The following is a 22,029-nucleotide window of genomic DNA, read 5'->3' as shown; positions in this document are numbered from 1 at the left end:
CGCCCCTGCTCTCGTCCGCTGCCGCGCCCGCGATCGCTCTCGCCGGTGGCCCGGGCCTGTGTCTGCCTGCTGCTGCACGGCCTGGCCGCGCCCGTCATCGCCCAGGAGGCCACCTGCCGCCCGGCCGCGCCGGCCTGGGTGCGCGAGGGCGGCCTGCAGCTGCCCTGGGTGAGCCCGAACGCGGCGGAACCCTCTGCCGAGGCGGCAGCCGGCGGCGAGGATCCGATCCTGGTCGAGGCCGATCGCCTGATCGGCCAGACCGGCCAGTCGCTGCGGGCGGAAGGACGGGCCACGCTGCGCCGCGGCCTGCTGTCGCTGCAGGCCGACCGCATCGAGTACCGCCAGGACGACGACCGGGTGCACGCGCTCGGCACGGTGCGGCTGCAGCGCGAGGACAGCCATTTTCTCGGCACCGAGCTGGACCTGCAGACCGAGCATCAGGAGGGCTACTTCCTGTCGCCGCGCTTCTACCTGGGCCGCACCCAGGCGGGCGGACGTGCCGAGCGGGTCGACTTCATCGGCCGCAACCGCATGGTGGTGAGCCGGGCCAGCTACAGCAGCTGCGATCTGGTCGACGGCGAGACGCCGGCCTGGGAACTCAGCACCCGGCGGGTGCGGCTGGACTTCGACGCCAACGAGGGCCTGGCCGAAGGCGCGGTGCTGCGCTTCCAGGGCGTGCCGATCCTGGCGCTGCCGGTGATGAGCTTTCCGGTCACCGACGCGCGCAAGTCCGGCTGGCTGCCGCCGATGATCAGCACCTCCAGCACCACCGGCCTGGGCGTGTCGGCGCCCTATTACTGGAACATCGCGCCCGAGCAGGACATGACGCTCACGCCCACGCTGATGAGCAAGCGCGGCGCGGCACTCGAGACCGAGTACCGCTACCTGCAGCCCGGCTGGAGCGGCGAGGCCAATCTGTTCGCGCTGCCCAACGATCTGCAGACCGGCCAGCAGCGCTGGGCGCTGCGCTCGGAGCAGCGCGGCGCCTTCGCCGCGGCCGGCGGCCTGCGCTACGACTGGAGCCTGCTGCGGGTCTCGGACGGCGACTACTGGAAGGACGGCCTGCGCGGCGCCGAATCGCTGACGCCGCGGCTGCTGTCGAGCCGCGGCCGGCTGGAACAGCGCCGCCGCCTGCGCGCCACCCCGCTGGGCGAAGTCGACCAGCAGCTCTACGCCCGGGTGCAGCGCTGGCAGCTGCTGCAGGACAGCGGCTCGAGCACCCGCATCGTCGCGCCCTACCAGCGCGCGCCGCAGGCCGGTGCGCGCTGGAACGATCCGGGCGGCGGGCCGCTGCAGTGGTCGCTGCAGACCGAGGTCAACCAGTTCGTGCATGCCGACGCCGACCGGATCCAGGGCAGCCGCGCCCACCTGCTCGGCCAGATCGCGCTGCCGCTGGGCGACGCCGGCTGGCGGCTCACGCCGCGCCTGAGCCTCAACAGCGCCGCCTACCAGACCGACCGGCCGATGAGCGACGGCCGCCGTCGCGCCCACCGCACCATTCCCGGCTTCAGCGTCGACAGCGCCTGGACGCTCGAGCGCGAGACCGCCGCCTTCGGCCGCGCGCTGGTGCAGACGCTCGAGCCGCGCCTGCTCTATGCGCTGACCCCGTGGCGCGACCAGTCGGCGCTGCCGGACTTCGACAGCGCGGCGCTCGACTTCAACGCCACGACCGTCTTCTCGGACAACATCTTCTCCGGCATCGACCGGGTCTCGGACGCCAACCAGGTCACCGCCGGCCTGACCACCCGCTACCTGGACCGGGCCAGCGGCGCCGAGCTGGCGCGCTTCGGCATCGCGCAGCGCTACCTGCTGCGCGACCAGCGCATCACCGCCGACGGCGTGCCGCTGTCGAACCGCTTCTCCGACCTGCTGCTGCAGGCCTCGATCGGGGTGGTGCCGGACTGGACGCTCGACACCTCGGTGCAGTTCAACCCCGACACCGACCGCCTGGTTCGCACCATCACCAGTGCGCGCTGGTCACCGGGGCCGCTGCGCACGCTCTATGCCAGCCACCGCCTCAAGCGTGGCAGCAGCGAGCAGCTCGCGCTGGGCTGGCAGTGGCCGCTGGCCGATCTGGGCCGTCCGCTGGCCGGACTGCTGGGCAGCCGTGTCGCACCGGCGGCATCCTCGGCCGGCGACTGCCGGGGCCGCGTCTACGGCGTCGGCGCGCTCGACTACAGCCTGCGCGACCGCCGGCTGAGCGGCGCCATCGTCGGCTTCGAGTACGACGCCGGCTGCTGGATCGGCCGGGTCGTCGCGCGCCGGCAGTCCACCAGCGCGCAGAACGCCTCGACGCAGCTGATGCTGCAGCTCGAGCTGGTCGGCCTGTCCCGGCTCAGCGCCGGCAGCAACCCGCTGTCGATCTTGAAGGACAATATCCCCGGCTACCAGCTGCTGCGCGACCCGCGCGGCGCAACCGCCGACAACTCCGGTGCCCCCTGATCCCGCCATGTCCGAGCCGACGTTCCCGCCTTCCGATCCGCGCCGCACGGCGGCCTCGCCGTGGCAGCGCCGCCTCGGTGTCCTGCTGGCCACCGCGCTGCTGTGCGGAGCCCTGCCGGCCCAGGCCCAGAGCGGCGGCAGCACCCGCAAGCCCGCGCGCACGCCCGCCACGCCCAAGGTCGCCCCGGCCCCCGCCCCGGTCACGCCTGCTGCACCCACCTCACCCGCCACACCGGCAGCGGCAGTGCCTGGGGCTGCAGCCGCCGAGGCGGCCGCCGCGCCGGCCAGTCGCCGTGGCGGCGACCACATCGTCGCGATCGTCAACCGCGAGCTGGTGACCAACAGCGAAGTCCAGCTGCGGGTGGCCCGCATCGAGCAGGAAGCCGCCCGCAGCGGCACACGCCTGCCCGACCGCGACACGCTGCAGCGCGAGGTGCTCGACCAGCTGATCGACGAGCGCGCCCAGCTCAGCCAGGCCCGCGAGAGCGGCACCCGCGTCGACGAGGCCGAGATCGATCGCGCGCTGGCCAATGTGGCCGCGCAGAACCAGCTCAGCGTGGCGCAGCTGCGCGAGCGGCTGCGCGCCGAGGGCATGGACTACGTGCGCTTCCGCGAGACGCTGCGCGACCAGATGCTGCTCGAGCGGGTGCGCGAACGCGAGGTGCAGGGCCGCATCCGCATCGTCGACGCCGACATCGAGAGCTGGCTGACCGAGCAGCGCCAGAAGAACGGCGCCGCCACCGAATACAACGCCGCGCAGATCCTGCTGGCGCTGCCGGAGAACGCCACGCCCGACCAGGTCGCGCAGAAGCGCCAGCTCGGCGTGACGATCCTGCAGCGCCTGCGGGCGGGCGAGGATTTCGCCGCGCTGGTGCGCGAGTTCTCCGACGCGGCCAAGGACAACGGCGGCGAGCTCGGCCTGCGCCGCGCCGACCGGCTGCCCGATCTCTTCGTCGACGCACTGACCCCGCTGCGTGCCGGCGAGGTCGCGCCCCAGGTGCTGCGCTCGGGCGCCGGCCTGCACATCCTGAAGCTGGTCGAGCGCCGCGACGCCGCGCTGACGGTCACCCAGCAGCGTGCGCGCCACATCCTGCTGCGCCCTGGCGCCGGCCTGACGCAGGAGACCATCCTGCGCCGCATGGCCGGCTGGAAGCGCCAGGTCGAGGCCGGCAGCGCCCGCTTCGAGGACCTGGCGCGCCAGCACTCGGAAGACGGCAGCGCCGCCCAGGGCGGCGATCTCGGCTGGGCCGGTCCCGGCCAGTTCGTGCCGGAGTTCGAGCAGGCGCTGTCGGCGCTGCGCCCGGGCGGCCTCTCCGATCCGGTCGTCTCGCGCTTCGGCGTGCACCTGATCCAGCTGCTGGAACGCCGCGAGGTGCGCCTGGACGTGCGCGAGCAGCGCGAGCTGGCCCGCAACGCGCTGCGCGAGCAGAAGTCCGAGGAGGCCTATGCCGAGTGGGCCCGCGACGTGCGCGCCCGCGCCTATGTCGAGCTGCGCGACCCGCCGGGGCCGTGATGTCGACCGCCTGCCCTGCCTGACCACCCTGCACGACCGCCCGCCTGCGCGGGCTCCCTCCCTTGAAGCACATTCCCCGCAAGCGCTTCGGCCAGCATTTCCTGACCGACACCGGCATTCTCGACGCGATCGTGCGCGCCATCGACCCGCGCCCGGACGAGATCCTGGTCGAGATCGGCCCCGGCATGGGCGCGATGACCGATCCGGTGGTCGAGCGCTGCGAGCGCCTGACCGTCATCGAGCTCGACCGCGACCTCGCCGCCCGGCTGCGCCGCCGCCCCGAGCTGAACGTGGTCGAGTCCGACGTGCTGAAGGTCGATTTCCGCGCGCTGGCCGAATCGCTGGGCGCGGCCCCGGGCAGCGGCCGGCGGCTGCGCGTGATCGGCAACCTGCCCTACAACATCTCCAGCCCGATCCTGTTCCACCTGCAGGATGCGGTCGACCTGATCGAGGACCAGCATTTCATGCTGCAGAAGGAGGTGGTCGACCGCATGGCCGCCGCGCCCGGCAGCAAGGACTACGGCCGGCTGTCGGTGATGCTGCAGTGGCGCCAGGAGGTCGAGTCGCTGATCGACGTGCCACCGGAATGCTTCGATCCGCCACCGCGGGTGGATTCGGCGGTGGTGCGGGTGGTGCCCAAGGCGGTGGCGCCGGCACTGGACGCCGCGCTGCTGGGCGAGCTGGTGACGGTCGCCTTCTCGCAGCGGCGCAAGGTGCTGCGCAACACGCTCGGCCGCTGGCTCGAGGGCCGCGAGGGCGTGCCGGACTTCGACCTGCAGCGCCGTGCCGAAGAGGTGCCGGTGGCCGACTACATCGCGCTGGCCGCAGCGCTGTCGCCCCGCCGCTGACCCCGGGTCGGCGCTGGATGCCGCGCTGAAATGCGCAGGGCCCGCACGCGGCGGGCCCTGTCCATGGATGGCGAATCCGGCGGGTCGGCGTCAGCCGACCCCTTGCGTCAGTGCAGGCTCATGCGGCCACGGCGACCAGCGCCGAGGTGTCGAAGGCACTGCTCATCACCGGCATGTGCGGCGCGAAGGCCGGCGCGGCGTTCTTGCTTGGCCGCGGCGGCGGCTTGACCGGCTCCTGGGCGACTTCCGCCCGCTCCCATTGCCCGTTGTCCTGGGAGCGGGCTACTGAAAAGAATAGAAGCACCGGAAGGGAATCTTCCGTTCGGCCCAGAAATCGGCCGTGTCGCGGAAGACATCGAGCAGCTGCTCGCGTCCCTCGCGGTCGAACTTGGCGCTGTCGGGTAGCTGCTCCAGCACCACGACGAAGCCGGGCTGCGTGCCCGACTTGCAGACCAGATCGGTCATGCAGTCATGCAGCGCATCCAGGTTCTTGCCGAAGTGGGCCGGGAACAGGAAGGCCCGGGCGATCGTCTCCAGCACCTCCTGCTTGGTGGTGGCGCCGGAGAGATTGGCGTACAGGAAGTGGTGGCCCAGATCCTGGGCCGCCGACATGAGGTCGTCCACACGGAAGGCGCGGATCGCCTGCACGATGTTCGGACGCACGGTCTGCATAAGCATGGTGGATGGTCCCTTGGGGCTCTCGATCCTCGAGGAACTCACGGCGCGATGCGGCGGAAGCTCGCGTAGTGGTCCTGCGTGTAGTAACAAACATCCGGAGTCTTCGGCTCTCTGCCGCCGCACACGATGCGCCGCGCGCCCCGGTCGCGCGATCCCGGAGTCGGGACGGTGTATTCTCTGTAGTATCCTCGCGTCTGTCGCGGCAGCAGCCTTTCCCGGTTGCCGAAGACGCTGCCGTCCTTCTCCGGATGGCGGAAGGGCCCGCCGGCCAAGATCTGCCGATGCACCTCGCCGGCCTCTTCCGGCAGCTCGGTCAGCGACACGGCCGCCGAAGCGGCGGACTCGGAGAGTTCCTGCGAGGACCGCGCCAGAGCGGGCGGAGACACGGCCAGCGCGCCAGCCAGCATGGAGCCGGCCACCAGCACATGGAGCGCCGCAGCAACGAAACGCCCGCGAGTTGCCCTGGCAAGCCATGGAACCGCAGGTCGAGCCTGATCTGACACGGGTTTTCCTGAATCGTGGAGGGGCGATGGTAGCGAATCGGGGCCCCGATCTCAAGCCTTCTGCCTCAATTTTCAGCATGCCGACAGGGACAAGCCCCCTGGCGCGGGACGCCGAGGGGGCTTGTCCGGGCGGAATCCGGACCGGATCCGCAGGAATCATGCAGGCGATGCCACCGGGCCGGATCACCCGACCCGTGCCGATCAGCGCGTTGCGTTGGCGTCGGCGACCGTCAGCGCGGTCATGTTGACGATGCGGCGCACGGTGGCCGAGGGCGTCAGCACATGCACCGGCTTGGCCGCGCCGAGCAGCACCGGGCCGATCGCGATGCCGCCGCCGGCGGTCGTCTTCAGCAGGTTGTAGCTGATGTTGGCCGCGTCGATGTTGGGCAGCACCAGCAGGTTGGCCTCGCCGACCAGCGTGCTGCGCGGCATCAGCTCGGCGCGATAGGCCGGGTCGAGCGCGGCGTCGCCGTGCATCTCGCCGTCGACCTGCAGGTCGGGCGCGCGCTCGCGCAGCAGCGCCAACGTCTCGCGCATCTTCACCGCCGAGGGCTGGTTGCTCGAGCCGAAGTTCGAGTGCGACAGCAGCGCGACCTTCGGGACGATGCCGAAGCGGCGCATCTCCTCGACCGCCAGCAGCGTGATCTCGCAGAGCTGCTCGGCGCTGGGGTCGTAGTTGACATGGGTGTCGACCAGGAAGACCTGGCGGCCCGGCAGCACCAGGCCGTTCATGCAGGCGTAGGTCTTGACACCAGGGCGGCGGCCGATCACCGGGTCGATGTACTGCAGGTGGTACGAGGTCGAGCTCCAGGTGCCGCAGATCATGCCGTCGACCTCGCCCTTGTGCAGCAGCATCGAGCCGATCAGCGTCATGCGCCGGCGCATCTCGATCTTGGCGAGCTGCTCGGTGACACCCTTGCGGTCCATCATGCGATGGTAGGTTTCCCAGTAGTCGCGGTAGCGCGGATCGTCGTCGATGCTGACGATCTCGTAGTCGCGACCCTCCTCCAGGCGCAGGCCGAGCTTCTCGATGCGGGTGCGGATGACCGCGCTGCGGCCGATCAGCACCGGGAAGGCCAGACCCTCGTCGACGACGACCTGCACCGCGCGCAGCACCCGGCGGTCCTCGCCCTCGGCGTAGGCGACGCGGCGGGCCTTGGCGCGCTTGGCCAGCGCGTAGATCGGCTTCATCACCGTGCCGGCGGCATAGACGAAGGCGCGCAGCTTCTCGACATAGGCGTCCATGTCGGCGATCGGGCGCAGCGCCACGCCGCCCTCGGCCGCCGCACGCGCCACCGCCGGCGCGATCTGCATCATCAGGCGCGGATCGAAGGGTTTCGGGATCAGGTAGTCCGGGCCGAAGGTCAGCGTCGCGCCACCGTAGGCGGCCGCGACCACGTCGTTCTGCTCGGCCTGCGCCAGCTCGGCGATCGCGTGGACCGCGGCGATCTCCATCTCGTCGGTGATCGTCGTGGCGCCGCAGTCCAGTGCACCCCGGAAGATGTAGGGAAAGCACAGGACATTGTTGACCTGGTTCGGATAGTCGGTGCGGCCGGTGGCCATGACCGCGTCGTCGCGCACCTCGCGGACCTGCTCGGGCATGATTTCCGGGTTCGGGTTCGCCAGCGCGAAGATCAGCGGCTTCGCTGCCATCGAGGCCACCATGTCGGCCTTGAGCACGCCACCGGCCGACAGGCCCAGGAAGATGTCGGCGCCGGCGATCGCCTCGCGCAGCGTGCGCAGCTCGGTCTTCTGCGCGAACTCGGCCTTGTCCGGGTCCATCAGCTCGGTGCGGCCCTCGTAGACCACGCCGGCCAGGTCGGTCACCCAGATGTTCTCGCGCGGCAGGCCGAGCTTGACCAGCAGGTTCAGGCAGGCCAGCGCCGCCGCGCCCGCACCCGAGGACACCAGCTTGACCTCCTTGATCGACTTGCCGACCACCTTCAGGCCGTTGAGCATCGCCGCGCCCACGACGATGGCGGTGCCGTGCTGGTCGTCGTGGAAGACGGGGATCTTCATGCGCTCGCGCAGTTTGCGCTCGACATAGAAGCAGTCCGGCGCCTTGATGTCCTCGAGGTTGACGCCGCCGAAGGTGGGCTCCAGTGCCGCGATGATGTCGACCAGCTTGTCGAGGTCGTTCTCGGCGATCTCCAGGTCGAAGACATCGATGCCGGCGAACTTCTTGAACAGGACGCCCTTGCCCTCCATCACCGGCTTGGACGCCAGCGGACCGATGTTGCCCAGGCCCAGCACCGCGGTGCCGTTGGTGACCACGGCCACCAGATTGCCGCGGCTGGTGTAGCGGAAGGCATTGGCCGGATCGTCGACGATCTCCTCGCAGGCGGCAGCCACGCCCGGCGAGTAGGCCAGGGCCAGATCGCGCTGGTTGACCAGCTGCTTGGTCGGCGCGATGGCGATCTTGCCGGGCGTCGGGAACTCGTGGTACTCGAGCGCGGCGCGGCGCAGTTCGGCTTGTTTCTGTTCGGACATGGTCATGGGCGGATTCCGCGGGGAGAGAGTCGGGCGTCTCGATCTCGGGGTCGGCACGGTGACCGATCCGGAGCGGCTGGCGATTGTAGGAAGCGGGGGGCCATCATGCGCGGCCCGGTCTGACCGCTCGTCGCATGGGGCCATGCGCGACGTGCATGAGCCGGACCCCTGCTTCTCGGCAGCGCCGGGAGGCGGCCATGATGCGCCTCTTGGGCGGACGGATTCATCCGAGAAACTGCGTAGCCGCCCCCCCGGGGCAGGCCGGGAATACTGCGATCATGTCCGACATGCCGCTGCCCGACCCGCAATCGATGATCTTCGGACTGTCGCGCCGCTGGCGTGGCACGCCGCTGTGGGTGGCGCTGGTGGCATTGGTGGCCCTGGTGCTGGCCGCGCTGCTGTGGATGACCTGGCAGCATGAGCAGGCGCAGGTCCAGGAGGCGACCGACACCGCCGCCCAGGCCGCCGCGGCCGATGTGCGCCAGCGCCTGGGCGACGACATGCAGGCGCTGCAGCGCCTGCTCTGGCAGAGCGCCGACGGCCCCGGCTGGCACCTGCAGGCCGAGGCGCTGCTGCGCGCCAGTCCCGAGATCATCCGGGTCGAGCGGCGCGACGAGCGCTTCACGGTGATCGACGCGGTGCGCTCGCCGGCCTATCCGCAGCAGTTCAGCAGCATTCCGCGCAGCGCGATGTCGGTCGATGCGGAGATCGCCTGCGCCACCGCGCGGCGCTTCTCGGCGCCAGCCTTCTCGCGCAGCTATTTCCTGCCTTCGGCCGGCGGTCTGGGGCTGGAGGTGGTGGACCTGTGCGTGCCGCAGTCGGCCGATGGCCGCGCCGACACCACGCTGGTGGCGACGCTGGTGCTGCAGGACCTGCTGCGCGAGGCGGTGCCGGCCGAGGTGGCGCGACACCACGAGGTGCTGCTGGTCGAATCCGATGGCACCCGGCTGGCGCGCACCGGTGCACGACGCGGCGCCGGCGTCTTCGTGGCCGACCGGCTGGTCGACATCTCGGGCTTCACCGTGCTGCTGCGGCTGGACAACCTGGGCGGGCGCCCGCCGCTGATCCCGAACCTGAGCGCGGCGCTGGTGGTGATGCTGTCGGTCGCGCTCAGCGGCGTTCTGGTGGTGCTGCTGCACGATGTGCGCCGGCGCACCGCCGCCGAGCAGGCGCTGGCCGAGGCGCTGGCCTTCCGCAAGGCGATGGAGGATTCGCTGGTCACCGGCCTGCGTGCACGCTCCTCGGACGGGCGCATCACCCATGTCAACGCCGCCTTCTGCCAGATGGTCGGCTTCAGCGCCGAGGAGCTGCTCGGCGCGACGGTGCCGCCCTACTGGCCGCCGGAAATGGTCGAGACCTACACCCGCCGCCAGGCCGAGCGCAACGCCGGCGACACGCCCCCGCGCGAGGGCCACGAGACGCTGTTCATGCGCCGCGGCGGCGAGCGCTTCCCGGTGCTGATCTTCGAGGCGCCGCTGGTGGACGCACGCGGCCGGCGCAGCGGCTGGATGAGCACGGTGCTGGACGTGAGCGCGCAGCGCCGCATCGAGGAACTCTCGCGCCAGCAGCAGGAAAAACTGCAGGCCGCCGCCCGGCTGGCGACGATGGGCGAGATGGCCACGCTGCTCAGCCACGAGCTCAACCAGCCGCTGGCGGCGATCGCCAGCTACGCCACCGGCTCGCTGAACCTGATGCCCGCCACCGAGGACGAGCCTGCCGCCGACCTGGAGACGCAGCTGATGATCCGCCAGGCGATGGTGCGCATGGCCGAGCAGGCCGAGCGCGCCGGGCGGGTCATCCGCAGCGTGCACCAGTTCGTGCGCCGGCGCGAGCGGCTGCGCGAGAACGTGCGCACCACCGAGCTGATCGAGGCGGTGCTGCCGCTGGTGCGCCTGGCCGCGCGGCGCAGCCACACCCGCATCGAGGTCGACATTCCCGAGCCGCCGCCGCGGGTGTCGTGCGACCGCACGATGGTCGAGCAGGTGCTGCTGAACCTGGCGCGCAACGGCATCCAGGCGATGGAGGACGAGGCGGTGGCGCCGGCCGGGCGCGAGCTGCGCCTGGAGGTGCGCGCCCAGGGCGAGCGCTGGGTCGAGCTGCGCATCATCGACCGCGGCCCCGGCATCCCGGAGGAGATCGCGCGCCAGCTCTTCACGCCCTTCTTCACCACCAAGCCCGAGGGCATGGGCATCGGCCTGGCGATGTGCCGCACGGTGGTCGAGCAGCACGGCGGCGCACTCGACTTCGAGGCCGGCCCCGATGGTCGGGGCACGGTGTTCCGGTTTACCCTTCCGGCCTCGGCGCCGGCGGCGCCTCCTTCGTCCAGCACCTGAGTCATGACCCAAAGCGCACGCGTCCAGCACACCAGCGGCACCGTCTTCGTCGTCGATGACGAGGAGGTGCTGCGCGACGCCCTGTCGTGGCTGCTGCGCTCGCGCCGGCTGCTGCCGCGGGCCTTCGCCTCGGCCGACGACTTCTGGGCCGCGGCCGAGCGCGGCGACGTGAGGCCCGACTCGCCCGCCTGCCTGCTGCTGGACATGCGCATGCCCGGCATGAACGGCATGGCGCTGTTCGAGCGCCTGATCGAGAACGGCTGGCTCGGCCTGATGCCGGTGATCTTCCTGACCGGACACGCCGACGTGGCCACCGCGGTGATGGCGGTCAAGCGCGGCGCCTTCGACTTCGTCGAGAAGCCCTTCTCGGACAACGCGCTGGTCGACCGGGTGGTCGAGGCGCTGGCGCGCAGCGCCGAGGCGCTGGCGCAGCGCCACGAGCGCGAGGGCCTGCGCCGCCACCTCTCCGAGCTGACCGAGCGCGAGCAGGAGGTGATGCGCCTGGTCATCGCCGGCCGGGCCAACAAGCAGATCGCCGACGAGCTCGACATCAGCGTGCGCACCGTCGAGGTCCACCGCGCGCGGGTCTTCGACAAGATGGACGTGAAGTCGGCGGTCGAGCTGGCCAACCTGCTGCGCGGCGCCGGCCTGGACTGAACAAGGCCTCACCGCGCGACAGCGGCGAGAATGCGCACATGGCCCTCGGAGAATTCGACCTCATCGCCCGTCACTTCACCCGCCCGGTTCGGCGCAGCCCGCTGGGCGTGGGTGACGACTGCGCCCTGATCGCGCCGGCCGCCGGCATGCAGCTGGCCGTCTCCAGCGACATGCTGGTGGAGGGGCGGCATTTCCTGTCCACCGTCGCGCCCGAGCGGCTCGGCCACAAGGCGCTGGCGGTCAATCTGTCGGACCTGGCGGCCTGCGGCGCGCGGCCGCTGGCCTACACGCTGGCGCTGTCGCTGCCGCGCGCCGACGAGGCCTGGCTGGCCGCGCTGGCCTCGGGGCTGCACGCGCTGGCCGACCGCCACGACATCGAGCTGGTCGGCGGCGACACCACCGCCGGGCCGCTGAACCTGTGCATCACCGTGTTCGGCGAGGTGCCCGCGGGCGACGCGCTGCTGCGCAGCGGCGCGCGGGCCGGCGACGATCTGTGGATCAGCCACCCGGCCACGCCGGACGAGCCCGGCTGGCTCGGCGAGGCGCGGCTGATGCTGGAGATCTTCCGCGGCACGCCGGGCGTGCGCACCGAGGGGATCGACCTCGACCGGCTGCGCCTGGCGATGGAATGCCCGCAGCCGCGGGTGGCGCTCGGGCTGGCGCTGCGCGGCGTGGCGCGCAGCGCGATCGATGTCTCCGACGGCCTGCTGGGCGATCTCGGCCATGTGCTGCGCCGCTCCGGCGGCCTGGGCGCACGCATCGAGGCGGCGGCCCTGCCGCGCAGCGCGGCGATCCTGCGGCAGCACGAGGCGCTGCAGCTCGAATGCCTGCTGGCCGGCGGCGACGACTACGAGCTGCTGTTCAGCGCCGACCCGACCGACCGCGACACCGTGTCCGCGCTGGCTGCGCGCGCCGGCTGCGGCGTGACCCGCATCGGAACGCTCGGCGCGGCGGGCACGCCGCTCGAGGTGGTCGACGCCGACGGCCGGCCGCTGGCCACCGCCTGGGCCTCCTTCGACCATTTCCTCAGCCGGTGATCCTGAGCCGATGAGCATCGATCTGCGTTTCCTGATCGCGCATCCGGCGCACTTCATCGCGCTGGGAGCGGGCAGCGGACTGAGCCGCATCGCGCCCGGCACGGTCGGCACGCTGTGGGCCTGGATCGGCTTCGTGCTGCTGTCGAACTGGCTCGACGCCACCGCCTGGGGCTGGACGCTGCTGGCCGGCCTGCCGCTGGGCTGGTGGGCCTGCACGCTGACCGCCCGCCATGCCGGCATCGACGATCCCGGCTTCATCGTCTGGGACGAGGTGCTGGCCTTCTGGCTGGTGCTGTGGGTGCTGACGCCCGCCACGCCGGTGATGCAGCTGATCGCCTTCGGGCTGTTCCGCTATTTCGATGCGGCCAAGCCCGGCCCGGTGCGCTGGGCCGACCGCCGCTTCAAGGGCGGCGGCTGGCGCGGCGGCTTCGGCATCCTGTTCGACGATCTGGTCGCCGCCGGCTGCACCCTGTTCGTGATCGCCACCGCGATCACCTTCGCCCGGCTGCTGCACGGCCAACTCGCGGGATGATGTGATGACCGACGCCTCTTCCTCCGCCCTGCCCCAGGACCCTCATCCGGACCCGCATCCGGACCTGGACGCGCTGGCGGCCGCGCTGCGCGGCCGCGGCTGGCGCCTGGCCAGCGCCGAGAGCTGCACCGGCGGCCTGATCGCCGCGGCCTGCACCGATCTGGCCGGCTCGAGCGACTGGTTCGAGCGCGGCTTCGTCACCTACAGCAACGCCGCCAAGACCGAGCTGCTGGGCGTGCCGGCCGCGCTGATCGAGGCGCACGGCGCGGTCAGCGAGCCGGTGGCGCGCGCGATGGCCGAGGGCGCGGCGCGCCACGCGCCGGTGCAGTGCACGCTGGCGGTCACCGGCATCGCAGGCCCCGGCGGCGGCAGCGCGGCCAAGCCGGTGGGCACGGTCTGGTTCGGCTGGACGCGGCCCGGACGCAGCTGGACCGAGATGCGCCGCTTCGACGGCGACCGTGCGGCCGTGCGCCGCCAGACCCGCGACCACGCGCTGACCGTGCTGCTGGACGCGCTGCGATGAGCGTCCTGCTGGCCTGCGACTTCGACGCCGCGGACTGGGCGGCCTGGCTGCCCGCGCTGCAGGCGGCGCTGCCGGGCGAGCGGCTGCTGCTGCCGCAGGACCTGGCCGCGCAGCCCGCGCTGCGCGAGGACATCGATGTGGCCATCGTCGCCAATCCGCCGCCGGGGCAGCTGGCCGGGCTGCCGCGGCTCGGGCTGATCCAGTCGCTGTGGGCCGGCGTCGACCGGCTGCTGGCCGACCCGACGCTGCCGGCCGAGGTGCCGCTGGCGCGCATGGTCGATCCGGCGATGAACACCGCGATGGCCGAGACCGCGCTGTGGGCGGTGCTGACCCTGCACCGCCATTTCCATCTGTACGCCCGCCAGCAGCGCGCAGGCGTCTGGCAGGCGCTGCCCCAGCTGCGCGCCGACGAGATCAAGGTCGCCGTGCTCGGCCAGGGCCAGATGGGCGGCACGGTGATGCACGCGCTGCGCCAGCGCGGCTACCGCGCCGCCGGCTGGCGCCGGGGCGAGCCGCTCGAGCCGGTGCTGGCCGACTGCCGCATCGTCATCAACCTGCTGCCGCTGACCGCCGACACCCGCGGCCTGATCGACGCGGCCTTCCTGGCGCGGCTGCCCGCGCGCGCCAGCCTGGTCAACCTGGCGCGCGGCGCGCACCTGGTCGAGGCCGACCTGCTCGCGGCGCTGGATGCCGGGCAGATCGCGCATGCGGTGCTGGATGTCTTCCATCAGGAACCGCTGCCGCCGGCGCACCGCTTCTGGCGCCATCCGGCGGTCACGCTGCTGCCGCACGCCGCTGCGCAGACCGATCCGCGCAGCGCAGCGCGCATCGCCGCCGCAGGCATCCGCGCTTGGCGCGAGGGCCGCACGGTGCCGAACCAGGTCGAGCGCAGCCGCGGCTACTGAGCGGCGATCGCGCTGCGGTCAAAGCAGCTGGAAGTCGGTGTCGAGCTTGACCGCGCCGGTCTGGGGCGCCTGCCAGCGCTCGACCCACGGCAGCCAGTCGTCGATCGGCATCGGCCGGGCGATGCCGTAGCCCTGGGCCTCGTCGCAGCCGAGATGCTCGAGCATGGCCATCAGCTTCGGGTTCTCGACGCCCTCGGCCACCACCGTCAGCCCCAGCGTGTGCGCCAGGCCGATGGTCGAGCGCACGATGCGCGCATCGTCCAGATCGCGCTCCATGCCCATCACGAAGCTGCGGTCGATCTTGAGCTCGTCGACCGGCAGCCGCTTCAGGTAGGCCAGCGAGGAATAGCCGGTGCCGAAGTCGTCGATCGACAGCTGCACGCCCAGCTCGCTCAGGCGCTGCAGCGTCTGCAGCGCGCGGGTGGGGTCGTCCATGATCGCGCTCTCGGTGATCTCCAGGCACAGCCGGCCGGCCGGCACGTCATGCCGGCGCAGCAGGCTGTCGACCCGCTCGACCAGATCGACATCGAGCAGGTCGCGGGTCGAGAGATTGATGCTGAGCTTGAGCGGCTGGCCCAGCTCGGCCCAGCGCGCCATCTCGCGCACGCCGGTGGCCAGCATCCAGCGGGTGATCTCGCGGATGAAGCCGGTCTGCTCGGCAAACGGAATGAACTGCATCGGCGGCACCATGCCGCGCGCCGGATCGACCCAGCGCACCAGCGCCTCCGCGCCCAGCACCCGGCCGCTCTTCAGCCCGACCTTGGGCTGCAGGAACAGGCGCAGCTCGTTGCCGAGCACCGCCCGGCGCAGCTCGCTGAGCAGCGACAGCGAGACGCTGCTGCGGCTGTCCATCGACGGCTGGTAGACCAGCACGCCGGCCAGCCGGCGCTTGGCCTCGTACATCGCCACCTCGACCTGGCCGAGCAGGGCTTCGGGTTCGGTGCCGTGCTCGGGCGCCAGCACGATGCCCAGTCCGGCCGAGCAGTCGACCATCTGCTCGTCGATGCGCAGCGGCTGCTGCAGCGTCGCCAGCACCGCACGCGCCACCTCGCAGGCGCGCGCCGCATCGGCCTGCGGCAGCATCAGCCCGAACTCGTCGCCACCCAGCCGCGCCAGCAGCCCGCCGGAGGCCTGCGCCGCCGGCTCGAGCCGGCGCGCCACCTCGCACAGCATGCGGTCGCCGAAGCCATGGCCCAGGCCGTCGTTGACATGCTTGAAACGGTCCAGGTCGAGCATCAGCACCGCCAGCGGCCGCCGGGCATCGGCCGTGGCCAGCAGCGCGCCCAGCCGCCCGACGAACTGGGCCCGGTTGGGCAGACCGGTCAGCGTGTCCCAGTAGGCCAGCCGGCCGATGTGCTGCTCGCGCTGCTGCACCGCCTGGCGCATAGCCTCGAAGGAGGCCGCCAGGCGCAGCAGGTCCTGCGGCGTGCGGGTCGGATCAGGCAGCGCGACCGGCGTGTCGATCTCGCCGGCGCCCAGGCGCTCGGCCGCCCGGCACAGCGTCAGGATCGGCGCGCTGAAGCGTCGCGCCAGCGCCAGGCTGCCCAGTGCCAGCAGCACCAGTGCAACCGCGGCCAGCTGGATCTGCTGGCGCTGCAGATCACGGAAGGGCAGCAGTGCCGGCGCGATCGCGCGGGCCAGCACCACATGCAGCGTCTGGCTGTCGGCCGGCGCATCGGCACGGGCCGAGGCCAGCCGGATGCGGAAGTCGCAGGCCTGCCAGTCCTCGCCATGCAGCTGCAGCAGCAGGTCGCAGCGCACATCCTGGAGCGGCGCGGCCGGCAGCGGCGCATCGATCGTGCTGGCGATCACCTGGGAAGCGCCCGGACGATCGAGCGCCAGCGCCACCCGCAGCCCGGTGATCTCGCCCATGCGATCCAGCAGGGCCCGGTCGAGGCTGAAGCCCATCAGCACCCAGCCGATCAGCCGGGGCGCGCGCACCGGCACCGCGACGATCTGGTAGGGCCGGCCGCCGACCATGACCAACCCGGGCACCTGCATCGCCTCACCCGCGCCGGCGGCATCGCTGCGGGCCTGCTGCAGCGCCCGGGCCTCGGCCAGCAGCGGCGCGATCTCGGCGGCATCCAGCGGGGTGGTGGCCACCGCACGCCAGTCCGGATCGGCATACAGCGCCAGCGCCGCGCCGATGCGCTGGCCCTGGTTGAGCAGGGCATCCTGCAGCGTCGAGGTGTCGCCGCTGGCGATCGCGGAGCGAAAGCCGTAGTCGCTCGACAGCAGCCGGGCGGCCTCGCCGAGCCGCTCGGCACGCTGCGCCAGCAGCTGCTCGAAGATGCGCCGGCCGGTGAGCAGCTCGGTCTCGATGGCGCGGGTGGCGCTGCGGTCGATCGCATCATGGGTCAGCCACAGGCCCACCGCCCGCCACAGCAGCACCATCGCGACAAAGGGCAGCGCGATGTAGAGCGCCAGCGAGCGATTCGGCCGACCCAGCATCCGGCGCATCGCGGCCTCAGGGCTGGACCGGCAGCCGCACTGCGGCCGCCACGGGCGAGGTGCCGACGCGCAGCGGCTGTGCCTGCAGGTCCAGCCCCTCGCGCATGTCGGGATGCCAGGCCTTCAGACGGTGTTCGCCCGCTGGCACCTCCAGCACCAGCCGGCCGGCCGCATCGGTGCGGCCGAACAGCGGGGTGTCGACCACCACCACATGGGCGATCATCTGGTCGTGAATGTTGCAGCCCAGCGTGATCACGCCGGCCCGATCGAACAGCACCGGCGCAGCCGGTCGGCCCGCATAGAGCTTGATCTCGAAGGTCTTGACCGGCGAGAAGGAGTAGACATGGTGGCGCACCGTGTCCTGGTTGGGAAAGTCCACCTGCGTGCCGGTCTGCACCACCAGCACACCCGGATCGAAGTTGCGCTGGCGCTGCACCACCTCGGCGCGCGTGCCGGCCGCGGCGGTGCGGGCAGCCCCCCCGATCTCGACCGCCACCACTGCGCCGGCCAGCGGCCGGCCGCTGGGGCGTCGGCGACGCTGACCGTCAGCGATGCGGCCTGCGCTGCGCCCGCCAGCAGGCAGGGCAGAAGCATCGACAAGACGACAGGATGAACGGACAGGCGCATGACAGGGGCGGCAAGCGGCGCGCATGGCGCGGGCAGAAGCCGAGCATCCCCGATGGCGGCGGTGTCCAGCCGCCGAAAAACCGCGCCGAAGCCGCCGCTATTGGCTGTTGGCTATCGGCTGTTGGCGCGGGGAGCGCCCCGCTGGTGCCGGTGCCGTCACCAGCGCCGGCACCCCGGCACGGGGCGCCACCGCGGCCAGCGTCATCAGCACCAGCTGCTGCAGCGCCGCCCACGGGTCGTCCGGCCAGCGCGGGTCGCGCAGGCCCTTGACGATGCCATCGCAGACATGGGCCGCGTCGACCAGCGCGGCCAGCTCGGTCGCCTCCAGCCGGGGCAGCACCCGCTCGAAGAGCTTTTCCTTCAGGCCCCAGACCCGCGCCTCGCGCAGCGCCATCGGCAGCGGCCGGCCCTGGCGCACGGCCGCGTGCACCCGCTGCAGGCCGCGCAGGTCGTCGGCCAGCGTCCAGTGCACCAGCACCGCCGCCTCGCCCTCGGCCTGCAGGCCGTCGAGCATGCGCAGCGCACGCGCCGCGTCGCCCGCCAGCACCGCCTCGCCGAGGCGGAAGACGTCATAGCGCGCGACATCGAGCACCGCCGCCTCGATCTGCTCGCGCGCCAGCACCGCGGGCGCGCCGCGCGGATCGGCCGGCGCGTGCAGCAGCGCCAGCTTGGCGATCTCCTGATGGGCCGCCAGCAGATTGCCCTCGACCCGGTCGGCGAAGAAGGCCAGCGCCTGCTGGCCGGCCGCGCCGTCCTCGACCCGCAGACCGTGCTGCGCCAGGCGCTGCGCGATCCAGACCGGCAGCGCGCGGCGCTCGACCGGATCGACCCGCACCGCCAGCCCGGCGCCGTCGAGCGCGCCGAACCAGGCGCTGCCGAGCTGGGTGCGGTCCAGGCGCGGCAGCAGCACCAGCGTGATGTCGTCGTCGCCGATCTGCTCGACATAGCGCTGCAGCGCCTCGGAGCCGTCCTTGCCCGGCTTGCCGGAGGGAATGCGGATCTCGATCAGCCGGCGCTCGGCGAACAGGCTCAGCGCGCCGGCATCGCCCAGCAGGCCGGCCCAGTCGAAATGACCGCCGGCGACGGTATGCACCGTGCGCTCGCTGCAGCCGGCCGCACGCGCGGCGGCGCGCACCGCGTCGGCCGCCTCCTGCGCCAGCAGCGGCTCGTCGCCGTGGATGACATAGAGCGGGCGCAGGCCCTTGGCCAGGGCGGCGGGGAGTTGGTCGGCGCGGATCTGCATGGTGGAGCGAGTGTAGCCAGCAAGTGTTGAACAACACGCTGCAGTTGCACGGCGTCAGTGGATCACCAGCGCGCCTGGCGTTATCCCCAGTACCCTGCGGAAAGAGCGGATAAAGTGCGCTTGGTCGTAGAAGCCCAGCTCCAGCGCCACGTCAAGCGAGCGCATCCCCCCGGTGATCATCGTTTTCGCACGGCAGATCTTGCGCGAAATCAGATAGGCATGCGGCGAGATACCCCGAACTGCAGTGAAGCTTTGGATCATGTAGTTGGGGTTGAGTCCTACCTCGGATGCGAGGTCGGCGATCGTCAGGTCTTCGCCCGTGCAGGTATCCACATGCGCGTCGATCCGTTCGACGATTCGGCGGATCGCCTGCGGCTCCCGTCCGGGGCCGCGCAGTTCCTGTCGGCCATGGTGCTGGAACGTCTGCGCGAGCAGGCCGACCAGCAACTCGTCAGTTTGCATTGCTGCACCCGGAACGCCGCCCCGTTTAAGCAAGCTCGCCAGTTCCTGTAACGCCAGCGCTGTCATGTTCCCACGGTCAATGGGATTGATCTCCGAAAATCCGCGCAGTGGCCCGGGATCGAGCAGCGCGTCCACCGCTTCTTCGGGAACGTAGAGCATCTTGTACCGCAAGGAACTACCTACCGCGTAGCCGGTGTGCGGCTCATCCGGGTTCATCAAGGTCAAGGTGTGGCGCGGCAGAACATAGTGCGTGCCGCGGCACCAGTAGCCGCCGACGCCCAGGATGATCGACCCGATCGCGAAGCTGCCGTGGGCGTGCTTGCCATAGGACTGTCGGGTTTCGTTGGCCTCGAAGAGCTCGATGCCGCACAGGCGTGTCAGTACGTGCAACTGGTTCTTGGTCATAAATCCGCCCTGAGACAAAGAGAAGTCTAGCCGGCTGCGGGGCTCTGTTGCACAAAGCGGCCCACAGACGCCAGGACCCCTGCCCCAGACGGACTCATGCCACGGCGGCCACCGGCACGGTCTGCGCCCGGCCGATCTGACCGAAGCGGTTGAGCAGGGCCACGCGCACATGCAGCTCCACCACCTGACGCGCGAAGGTGCGCGCCGTGACCCGCTCGCCCAGGCGCTTGAGGCAGTGCATCTTGGTCTCCGCCAGGCTGCGCCGGTGGTAGCCGCTCCAGGTCTTCCAGATCCGTCTGCCCAGCCGGCTGCACGCACGCACCGCTTCATTGCGAGACTCGGCGTCCGGGCTGGGCTGGCACCACAGGCTGGCGTTCTTGCGCGGAGGACACCGCCTGCGCCCCGCGCAGGGCAATCGCGTCCCGGCAGGCTCGCGTGTCGTAGGCGCCATCGGCGCAGACGCTGGCGATCGCCTCTTCAGGCGGAATCTGTGCCAGCAGCTCCGGCAGCATCGGCGCGTCGCCCATCGTGTTGCCGGTGACCTCGACCGCCCGGATCTCCAGCGTCTGCGCGTCGATGCCCAGATGCACCTTGCGCCACTCGCGCCGGTACTCGGCCCCGTGCTTCCTGCGCTTCCATTCGCCTTCGCCCAGGAACTGGATCCCGGTGCTGTCGACCAGCAGCTGCAAGGGCTGCGCGCCGGGCCGATAGCCGATCTCGACCTGCAGCGTCTTCTGCCACCGGCACTCCGTGCTGTAGTCCGGCACCGGCCAGTCCAGCCCCGCCAGCCTCAGCAGGCTCTCCACCCGCCCCAGCGTCTGCCGCAGGGCCAGCCTGAACAGGCCCTTGATGCTCAGGCAGAACTGGATCGCCGCGTCCGAGAAGGTCTGCTGGCGGCCACGCTTGCCCGAGGGCGCTGCCAGCCACTGCATGTCCCGGTCCAGCCACAGCGTCACCGCGCCTCGCGCCTTCAGCGCCGCGTTGTAGGTCTTCCAGTTCGTCGTGCGGTACTTCGTCCGGCGCTTCTTGGCTTTGCTCACCGGCTCAGTCTACGAGCAGCAACGGCGGGCTTTGTGCAACAGAGCCCGGCTGCGGGTAACAAGTCCTGCCACGGCAGGCTTCCTACCGCTCTGCGGCCTTCGCTGCAGCATACCGAGCGATACATCGCCCAAAAGTTCTCTCGGGCCGACCAATCGCAAACCCACGGCAAGGCCGAGCGCGTCATTCAGCTCGCATTGCGCGAGCGAGTGCGCGTACTCACGGCCGACGACAGCGGCAAACCCGGCGCAGCATCACCGCCGTTAGGCCGGCGAGCAGTCTGAATTTTGTCCAATCCTGCCCCCCCAACCATGCACTAGGGTTGGACCTGAACAACATCAGCAGAGGACATCGATGCTTTTCAATCAGGCTTTCGATCAATTCATGGCTCGCAGCAATGCGGCAAGCCGAAGAGTCGCCACGCTCGGCTCAAACGGAACCAGTTCCTATACGGCGGCAGTTCACTTTGCCAAGACGTACCCGTCGAGCATCCTGCTCTTCCCGACCTACGAGGATGCCGCGGATGCCGTCCGTTCTGCCCCGCGCGACAGCGCCCTCGTTGTTGCGAATGCCTACGCATCGATCAATCGGTTCTACATCTCGCACGCGCTGAGTCCGATCGGAGCCTTCTTCAAAGACACCCCGGCCTACGTCGTCGCTGCCTTCGACGATGACGCCCTTGACGACGCCGACGTCACGATTGCCAGCCACCCGGCGCCGCAGCACCTGATCGCCCATCTCGCTGCTCGTCCCAACGTCACGATTCTCGATGCGGATTCGACCCATCAAGCGGCCGCACTGGTTGCCGAAGGCAAAGCCCGAGCCTGCCTGACGACGCGGATCGCGGCCGATCTCGTCGGACTCAAGACACTCGACGTCGTCATCCAGACGATCCCCATGCTCTGGACCGTCTTTGCCAGCAAAGAACACTGAGCCATGGACACGAAATCTGTCATCCTCCTGCTCGATACCCTGCCCACAGGCCTCAAGGCCAATATCGCAGCAGTACTGGGCATGAGCCTCGGACGCTATTGCCCCGAGTTGGTGGGCGGCCCGGTCATTACCGCCGATGGCTGCGAACTGCCCGGGATCACCACAATTCCGGTACCGATCCTGAGCGCGGACGAATCGGTGCTGCGAGACATTTTCCTGACGGCGGGCGATCTCGATCTGTTGGTACCCTTCGGAACGGCGGCGCTGACCACGAAGGATTACGACGACTACAGCCGCAAGCTGCGCTCGCTGGCCATCGGCGATCAGGGCGTAAGAGGGCTTCTGCTATGCGGGCCCAAGAAGACCGTGAACAAGCTGGTGGGTCAGCTCGCACTCCTGCGGTGAGATC

The 22,029-nt window shown here is 71.0% G+C and carries 19 protein-coding genes and 1 pseudogene; 11 read left to right on the top strand and 9 right to left on the bottom strand.

The genetic code is table 11. The features are described 5' to 3' along the window. Positions 1-45: 45 nt before the first annotated feature. From NFT33_RS05985 to rsmA, 3 genes are all read left to right on the top strand, one after another. Complete coding sequence (locus NFT33_RS05985) at positions 46-2,442, top strand: LPS-assembly protein LptD (RefSeq protein ID WP_251673886.1); 2,397 nt, start codon at positions 46-48, stop codon at positions 2,440-2,442. 7 nt (positions 2,443-2,449) lie between these two features. Beyond that, on the top strand, positions 2,450-3,955 hold the full coding sequence (locus NFT33_RS05980) for a peptidylprolyl isomerase (RefSeq protein ID WP_251673884.1): 1,506 nt from the start codon (positions 2,450-2,452) through the stop codon (positions 3,953-3,955). 62 nt (positions 3,956-4,017) lie between these two features. Beyond that, positions 4,018-4,803 (top strand): 16S rRNA (adenine(1518)-N(6)/adenine(1519)-N(6))-dimethyltransferase RsmA, encoded by a 786-nt coding sequence (gene rsmA, locus NFT33_RS05975; RefSeq protein ID WP_220784606.1) that lies wholly within the window; start codon positions 4,018-4,020, stop codon positions 4,801-4,803. 118 nt (positions 4,804-4,921) lie between these two features. Here rsmA and NFT33_RS05970 read toward each other — a convergent pair whose 3' ends face one another. The 4 genes from NFT33_RS05970 to NFT33_RS05955 form a co-directional block, all read right to left on the bottom strand. Continuing rightward, the gene (locus NFT33_RS05970; protein ID WP_149504790.1) at positions 4,922-5,107 is read right to left on the bottom strand and encodes a hypothetical protein; all 186 of its coding nucleotides are present in this window, start codon (positions 5,105-5,107) and stop codon (positions 4,922-4,924) included. Beyond that, positions 5,086-5,634 carry a barstar family protein gene (locus tag NFT33_RS05965; protein WP_375130815.1) on the bottom strand — a complete coding sequence of 183 codons (549 nt, stop codon included), beginning with the start codon at positions 5,632-5,634 and terminating at the stop codon, positions 5,086-5,088. Before NFT33_RS05965 ends, NFT33_RS05970 begins: the two co-directional genes overlap by 22 nt. Beyond that, positions 5,520-5,888 (bottom strand): guanyl-specific ribonuclease, encoded by a 369-nt coding sequence (locus tag NFT33_RS05960; RefSeq protein WP_149505386.1) that lies wholly within the window; start codon positions 5,886-5,888, stop codon positions 5,520-5,522. The genes NFT33_RS05965 and NFT33_RS05960 overlap by 115 nt, the downstream gene beginning before the upstream one ends. A 297-nt stretch (positions 5,889-6,185) precedes the next feature. Beyond that, positions 6,186-8,480, bottom strand: coding sequence for an NADP-dependent malic enzyme (locus tag NFT33_RS05955; protein WP_309296122.1), 2,295 nt, complete (start codon positions 8,478-8,480; stop codon positions 6,186-6,188). A gap of 272 nt (positions 8,481-8,752) precedes the next feature. On the opposite strand from NFT33_RS05955, the gene NFT33_RS05950 reads away from it, so the two are divergent. The 6 genes from NFT33_RS05950 to NFT33_RS05925 are packed head-to-tail and all read left to right on the top strand — an operon-like array spanning position 8,753 to position 14,461. After that, positions 8,753-10,807, top strand: coding sequence for a sensor histidine kinase (locus NFT33_RS05950; protein WP_251673881.1), 2,055 nt, complete (start codon positions 8,753-8,755; stop codon positions 10,805-10,807). Positions 10,808-10,810: 3 nt separating this feature from the next. Further along, a complete protein-coding gene (locus NFT33_RS05945) occupies positions 10,811-11,464 on the top strand; it encodes a response regulator transcription factor (protein ID WP_251673879.1) in 654 nt (217 codons plus the stop codon). Positions 11,465-11,502: 38 nt separating this feature from the next. Next, positions 11,503-12,501 (top strand): thiamine-phosphate kinase, encoded by a 999-nt coding sequence (thiL, locus tag NFT33_RS05940; protein WP_251673877.1) that lies wholly within the window; start codon positions 11,503-11,505, stop codon positions 12,499-12,501. 10 nt (positions 12,502-12,511) lie between these two features. Further along, positions 12,512-13,033 (top strand): phosphatidylglycerophosphatase A family protein, encoded by a 522-nt coding sequence (locus tag NFT33_RS05935; RefSeq protein ID WP_251673875.1) that lies wholly within the window; start codon positions 12,512-12,514, stop codon positions 13,031-13,033. Between the two features lie 4 nt (positions 13,034-13,037). Continuing rightward, entirely contained in the window at positions 13,038-13,556 is a 519-nt protein-coding gene (locus NFT33_RS05930; RefSeq protein WP_251673873.1) for a CinA family protein, read from the top strand. Further along, a complete protein-coding gene (locus NFT33_RS05925) occupies positions 13,553-14,461 on the top strand; it encodes a 2-hydroxyacid dehydrogenase (RefSeq protein WP_251673871.1) in 909 nt (302 codons plus the stop codon). The genes NFT33_RS05930 and NFT33_RS05925 overlap by 4 nt, the downstream gene beginning before the upstream one ends. An 18-nt stretch (positions 14,462-14,479) precedes the next feature. Here the strand turns inward: NFT33_RS05925 and NFT33_RS05920 are convergent, their stop codons facing one another. The 5 genes and pseudogenes from NFT33_RS05920 to NFT33_RS05900 all read right to left on the bottom strand — a co-directional run bounded on the left by NFT33_RS05920 (position 14,480) and on the right by NFT33_RS05900 (position 20,689). After that, positions 14,480-16,921: a putative bifunctional diguanylate cyclase/phosphodiesterase gene (locus NFT33_RS05920; RefSeq protein WP_251673868.1), complete on the bottom strand. Its 2,442-nt coding sequence runs from the start codon at positions 16,919-16,921 to the stop codon at positions 14,480-14,482. A 7-nt stretch (positions 16,922-16,928) separates the two neighbouring features. Then, positions 16,929-17,408, bottom strand: a complete 480-nt coding sequence (locus NFT33_RS05915) for a methylamine utilization protein (RefSeq protein ID WP_251673867.1) — start codon at positions 17,406-17,408, stop codon at positions 16,929-16,931. A 228-nt stretch (positions 17,409-17,636) separates the two neighbouring features. Then, positions 17,637-18,782 carry a DNA polymerase III subunit delta gene (gene holA, locus NFT33_RS05910; protein ID WP_251673865.1) on the bottom strand — a complete coding sequence of 382 codons (1,146 nt, stop codon included), beginning with the start codon at positions 18,780-18,782 and terminating at the stop codon, positions 17,637-17,639. A 54-nt stretch (positions 18,783-18,836) separates the two neighbouring features. Continuing rightward, positions 18,837-19,649 (bottom strand): AraC family transcriptional regulator, encoded by an 813-nt coding sequence (locus NFT33_RS05905; protein ID WP_251673863.1) that lies wholly within the window; start codon positions 19,647-19,649, stop codon positions 18,837-18,839. Positions 19,650-19,743: 94 nt separating this feature from the next. Then, positions 19,744-20,689: pseudogene (locus tag NFT33_RS05900) on the bottom strand (IS5 family transposase). Between the two features lie 352 nt (positions 20,690-21,041). Here NFT33_RS05900 and NFT33_RS05895 point away from each other — a divergent pair. Both NFT33_RS05895 and NFT33_RS05890 read left to right on the top strand, forming a co-directional pair. After that, complete coding sequence (locus NFT33_RS05895; RefSeq protein WP_251673861.1) at positions 21,042-21,620, top strand: prephenate dehydratase domain-containing protein; 579 nt, start codon at positions 21,042-21,044, stop codon at positions 21,618-21,620. A 3-nt stretch (positions 21,621-21,623) separates the two neighbouring features. Further along, positions 21,624-22,025, top strand: coding sequence for a DUF2000 domain-containing protein (locus tag NFT33_RS05890; protein ID WP_251673859.1), 402 nt, complete (start codon positions 21,624-21,626; stop codon positions 22,023-22,025). Positions 22,026-22,029 lie beyond the last annotated feature (4 nt).

Origin of the sequence: Sphaerotilus sp. FB-3, assembly GCF_023706025.1 — a bacterium.
Classification (GTDB): domain Bacteria; phylum Pseudomonadota; class Gammaproteobacteria; order Burkholderiales; family Burkholderiaceae_C; genus Sphaerotilus; species Sphaerotilus sulfidivorans.
Note: the sequence above shows the minus strand (reverse complement) of the source record. Positions and strands in the feature narration are given on the sequence as shown.

Coding starts and splice junctions, on each gene's coding strand:
- NFT33_RS05925 (WP_251673871.1), top strand. CDS start 13,553: ATGAGCGTCCTGCTGGCCTGCGACTTCGACGCCGCGGACTGGGCGGCC.
- holA (WP_251673865.1), bottom strand. CDS start 18,782: ATGCAGATCCGCGCCGACCAACTCCCCGCCGCCCTGGCCAAGGGCCTG.
- NFT33_RS05950 (WP_251673881.1), top strand. CDS start 8,753: ATGTCCGACATGCCGCTGCCCGACCCGCAATCGATGATCTTCGGACTG.
- NFT33_RS05895 (WP_251673861.1), top strand. CDS start 21,042: ATGCTTTTCAATCAGGCTTTCGATCAATTCATGGCTCGCAGCAATGCG.
- thiL (WP_251673877.1), top strand. CDS start 11,503: ATGGCCCTCGGAGAATTCGACCTCATCGCCCGTCACTTCACCCGCCCG.
- NFT33_RS05980 (WP_251673884.1), top strand. CDS start 2,450: ATGTCCGAGCCGACGTTCCCGCCTTCCGATCCGCGCCGCACGGCGGCC.
- NFT33_RS05890 (WP_251673859.1), top strand. CDS start 21,624: ATGGACACGAAATCTGTCATCCTCCTGCTCGATACCCTGCCCACAGGC.
- NFT33_RS05930 (WP_251673873.1), top strand. CDS start 13,038: ATGACCGACGCCTCTTCCTCCGCCCTGCCCCAGGACCCTCATCCGGAC.
- NFT33_RS05905 (WP_251673863.1), bottom strand. CDS start 19,649: ATGACCAAGAACCAGTTGCACGTACTGACACGCCTGTGCGGCATCGAG.
- NFT33_RS05945 (WP_251673879.1), top strand. CDS start 10,811: ATGACCCAAAGCGCACGCGTCCAGCACACCAGCGGCACCGTCTTCGTC.
- NFT33_RS05935 (WP_251673875.1), top strand. CDS start 12,512: ATGAGCATCGATCTGCGTTTCCTGATCGCGCATCCGGCGCACTTCATC.
- NFT33_RS05920 (WP_251673868.1), bottom strand. CDS start 16,921: ATGCGCCGGATGCTGGGTCGGCCGAATCGCTCGCTGGCGCTCTACATC.
- NFT33_RS05955 (WP_309296122.1), bottom strand. CDS start 8,480: ATGACCATGTCCGAACAGAAACAAGCCGAACTGCGCCGCGCCGCGCTC.
- NFT33_RS05960 (WP_149505386.1), bottom strand. CDS start 5,888: ATGCTGGCTGGCGCGCTGGCCGTGTCTCCGCCCGCTCTGGCGCGGTCC.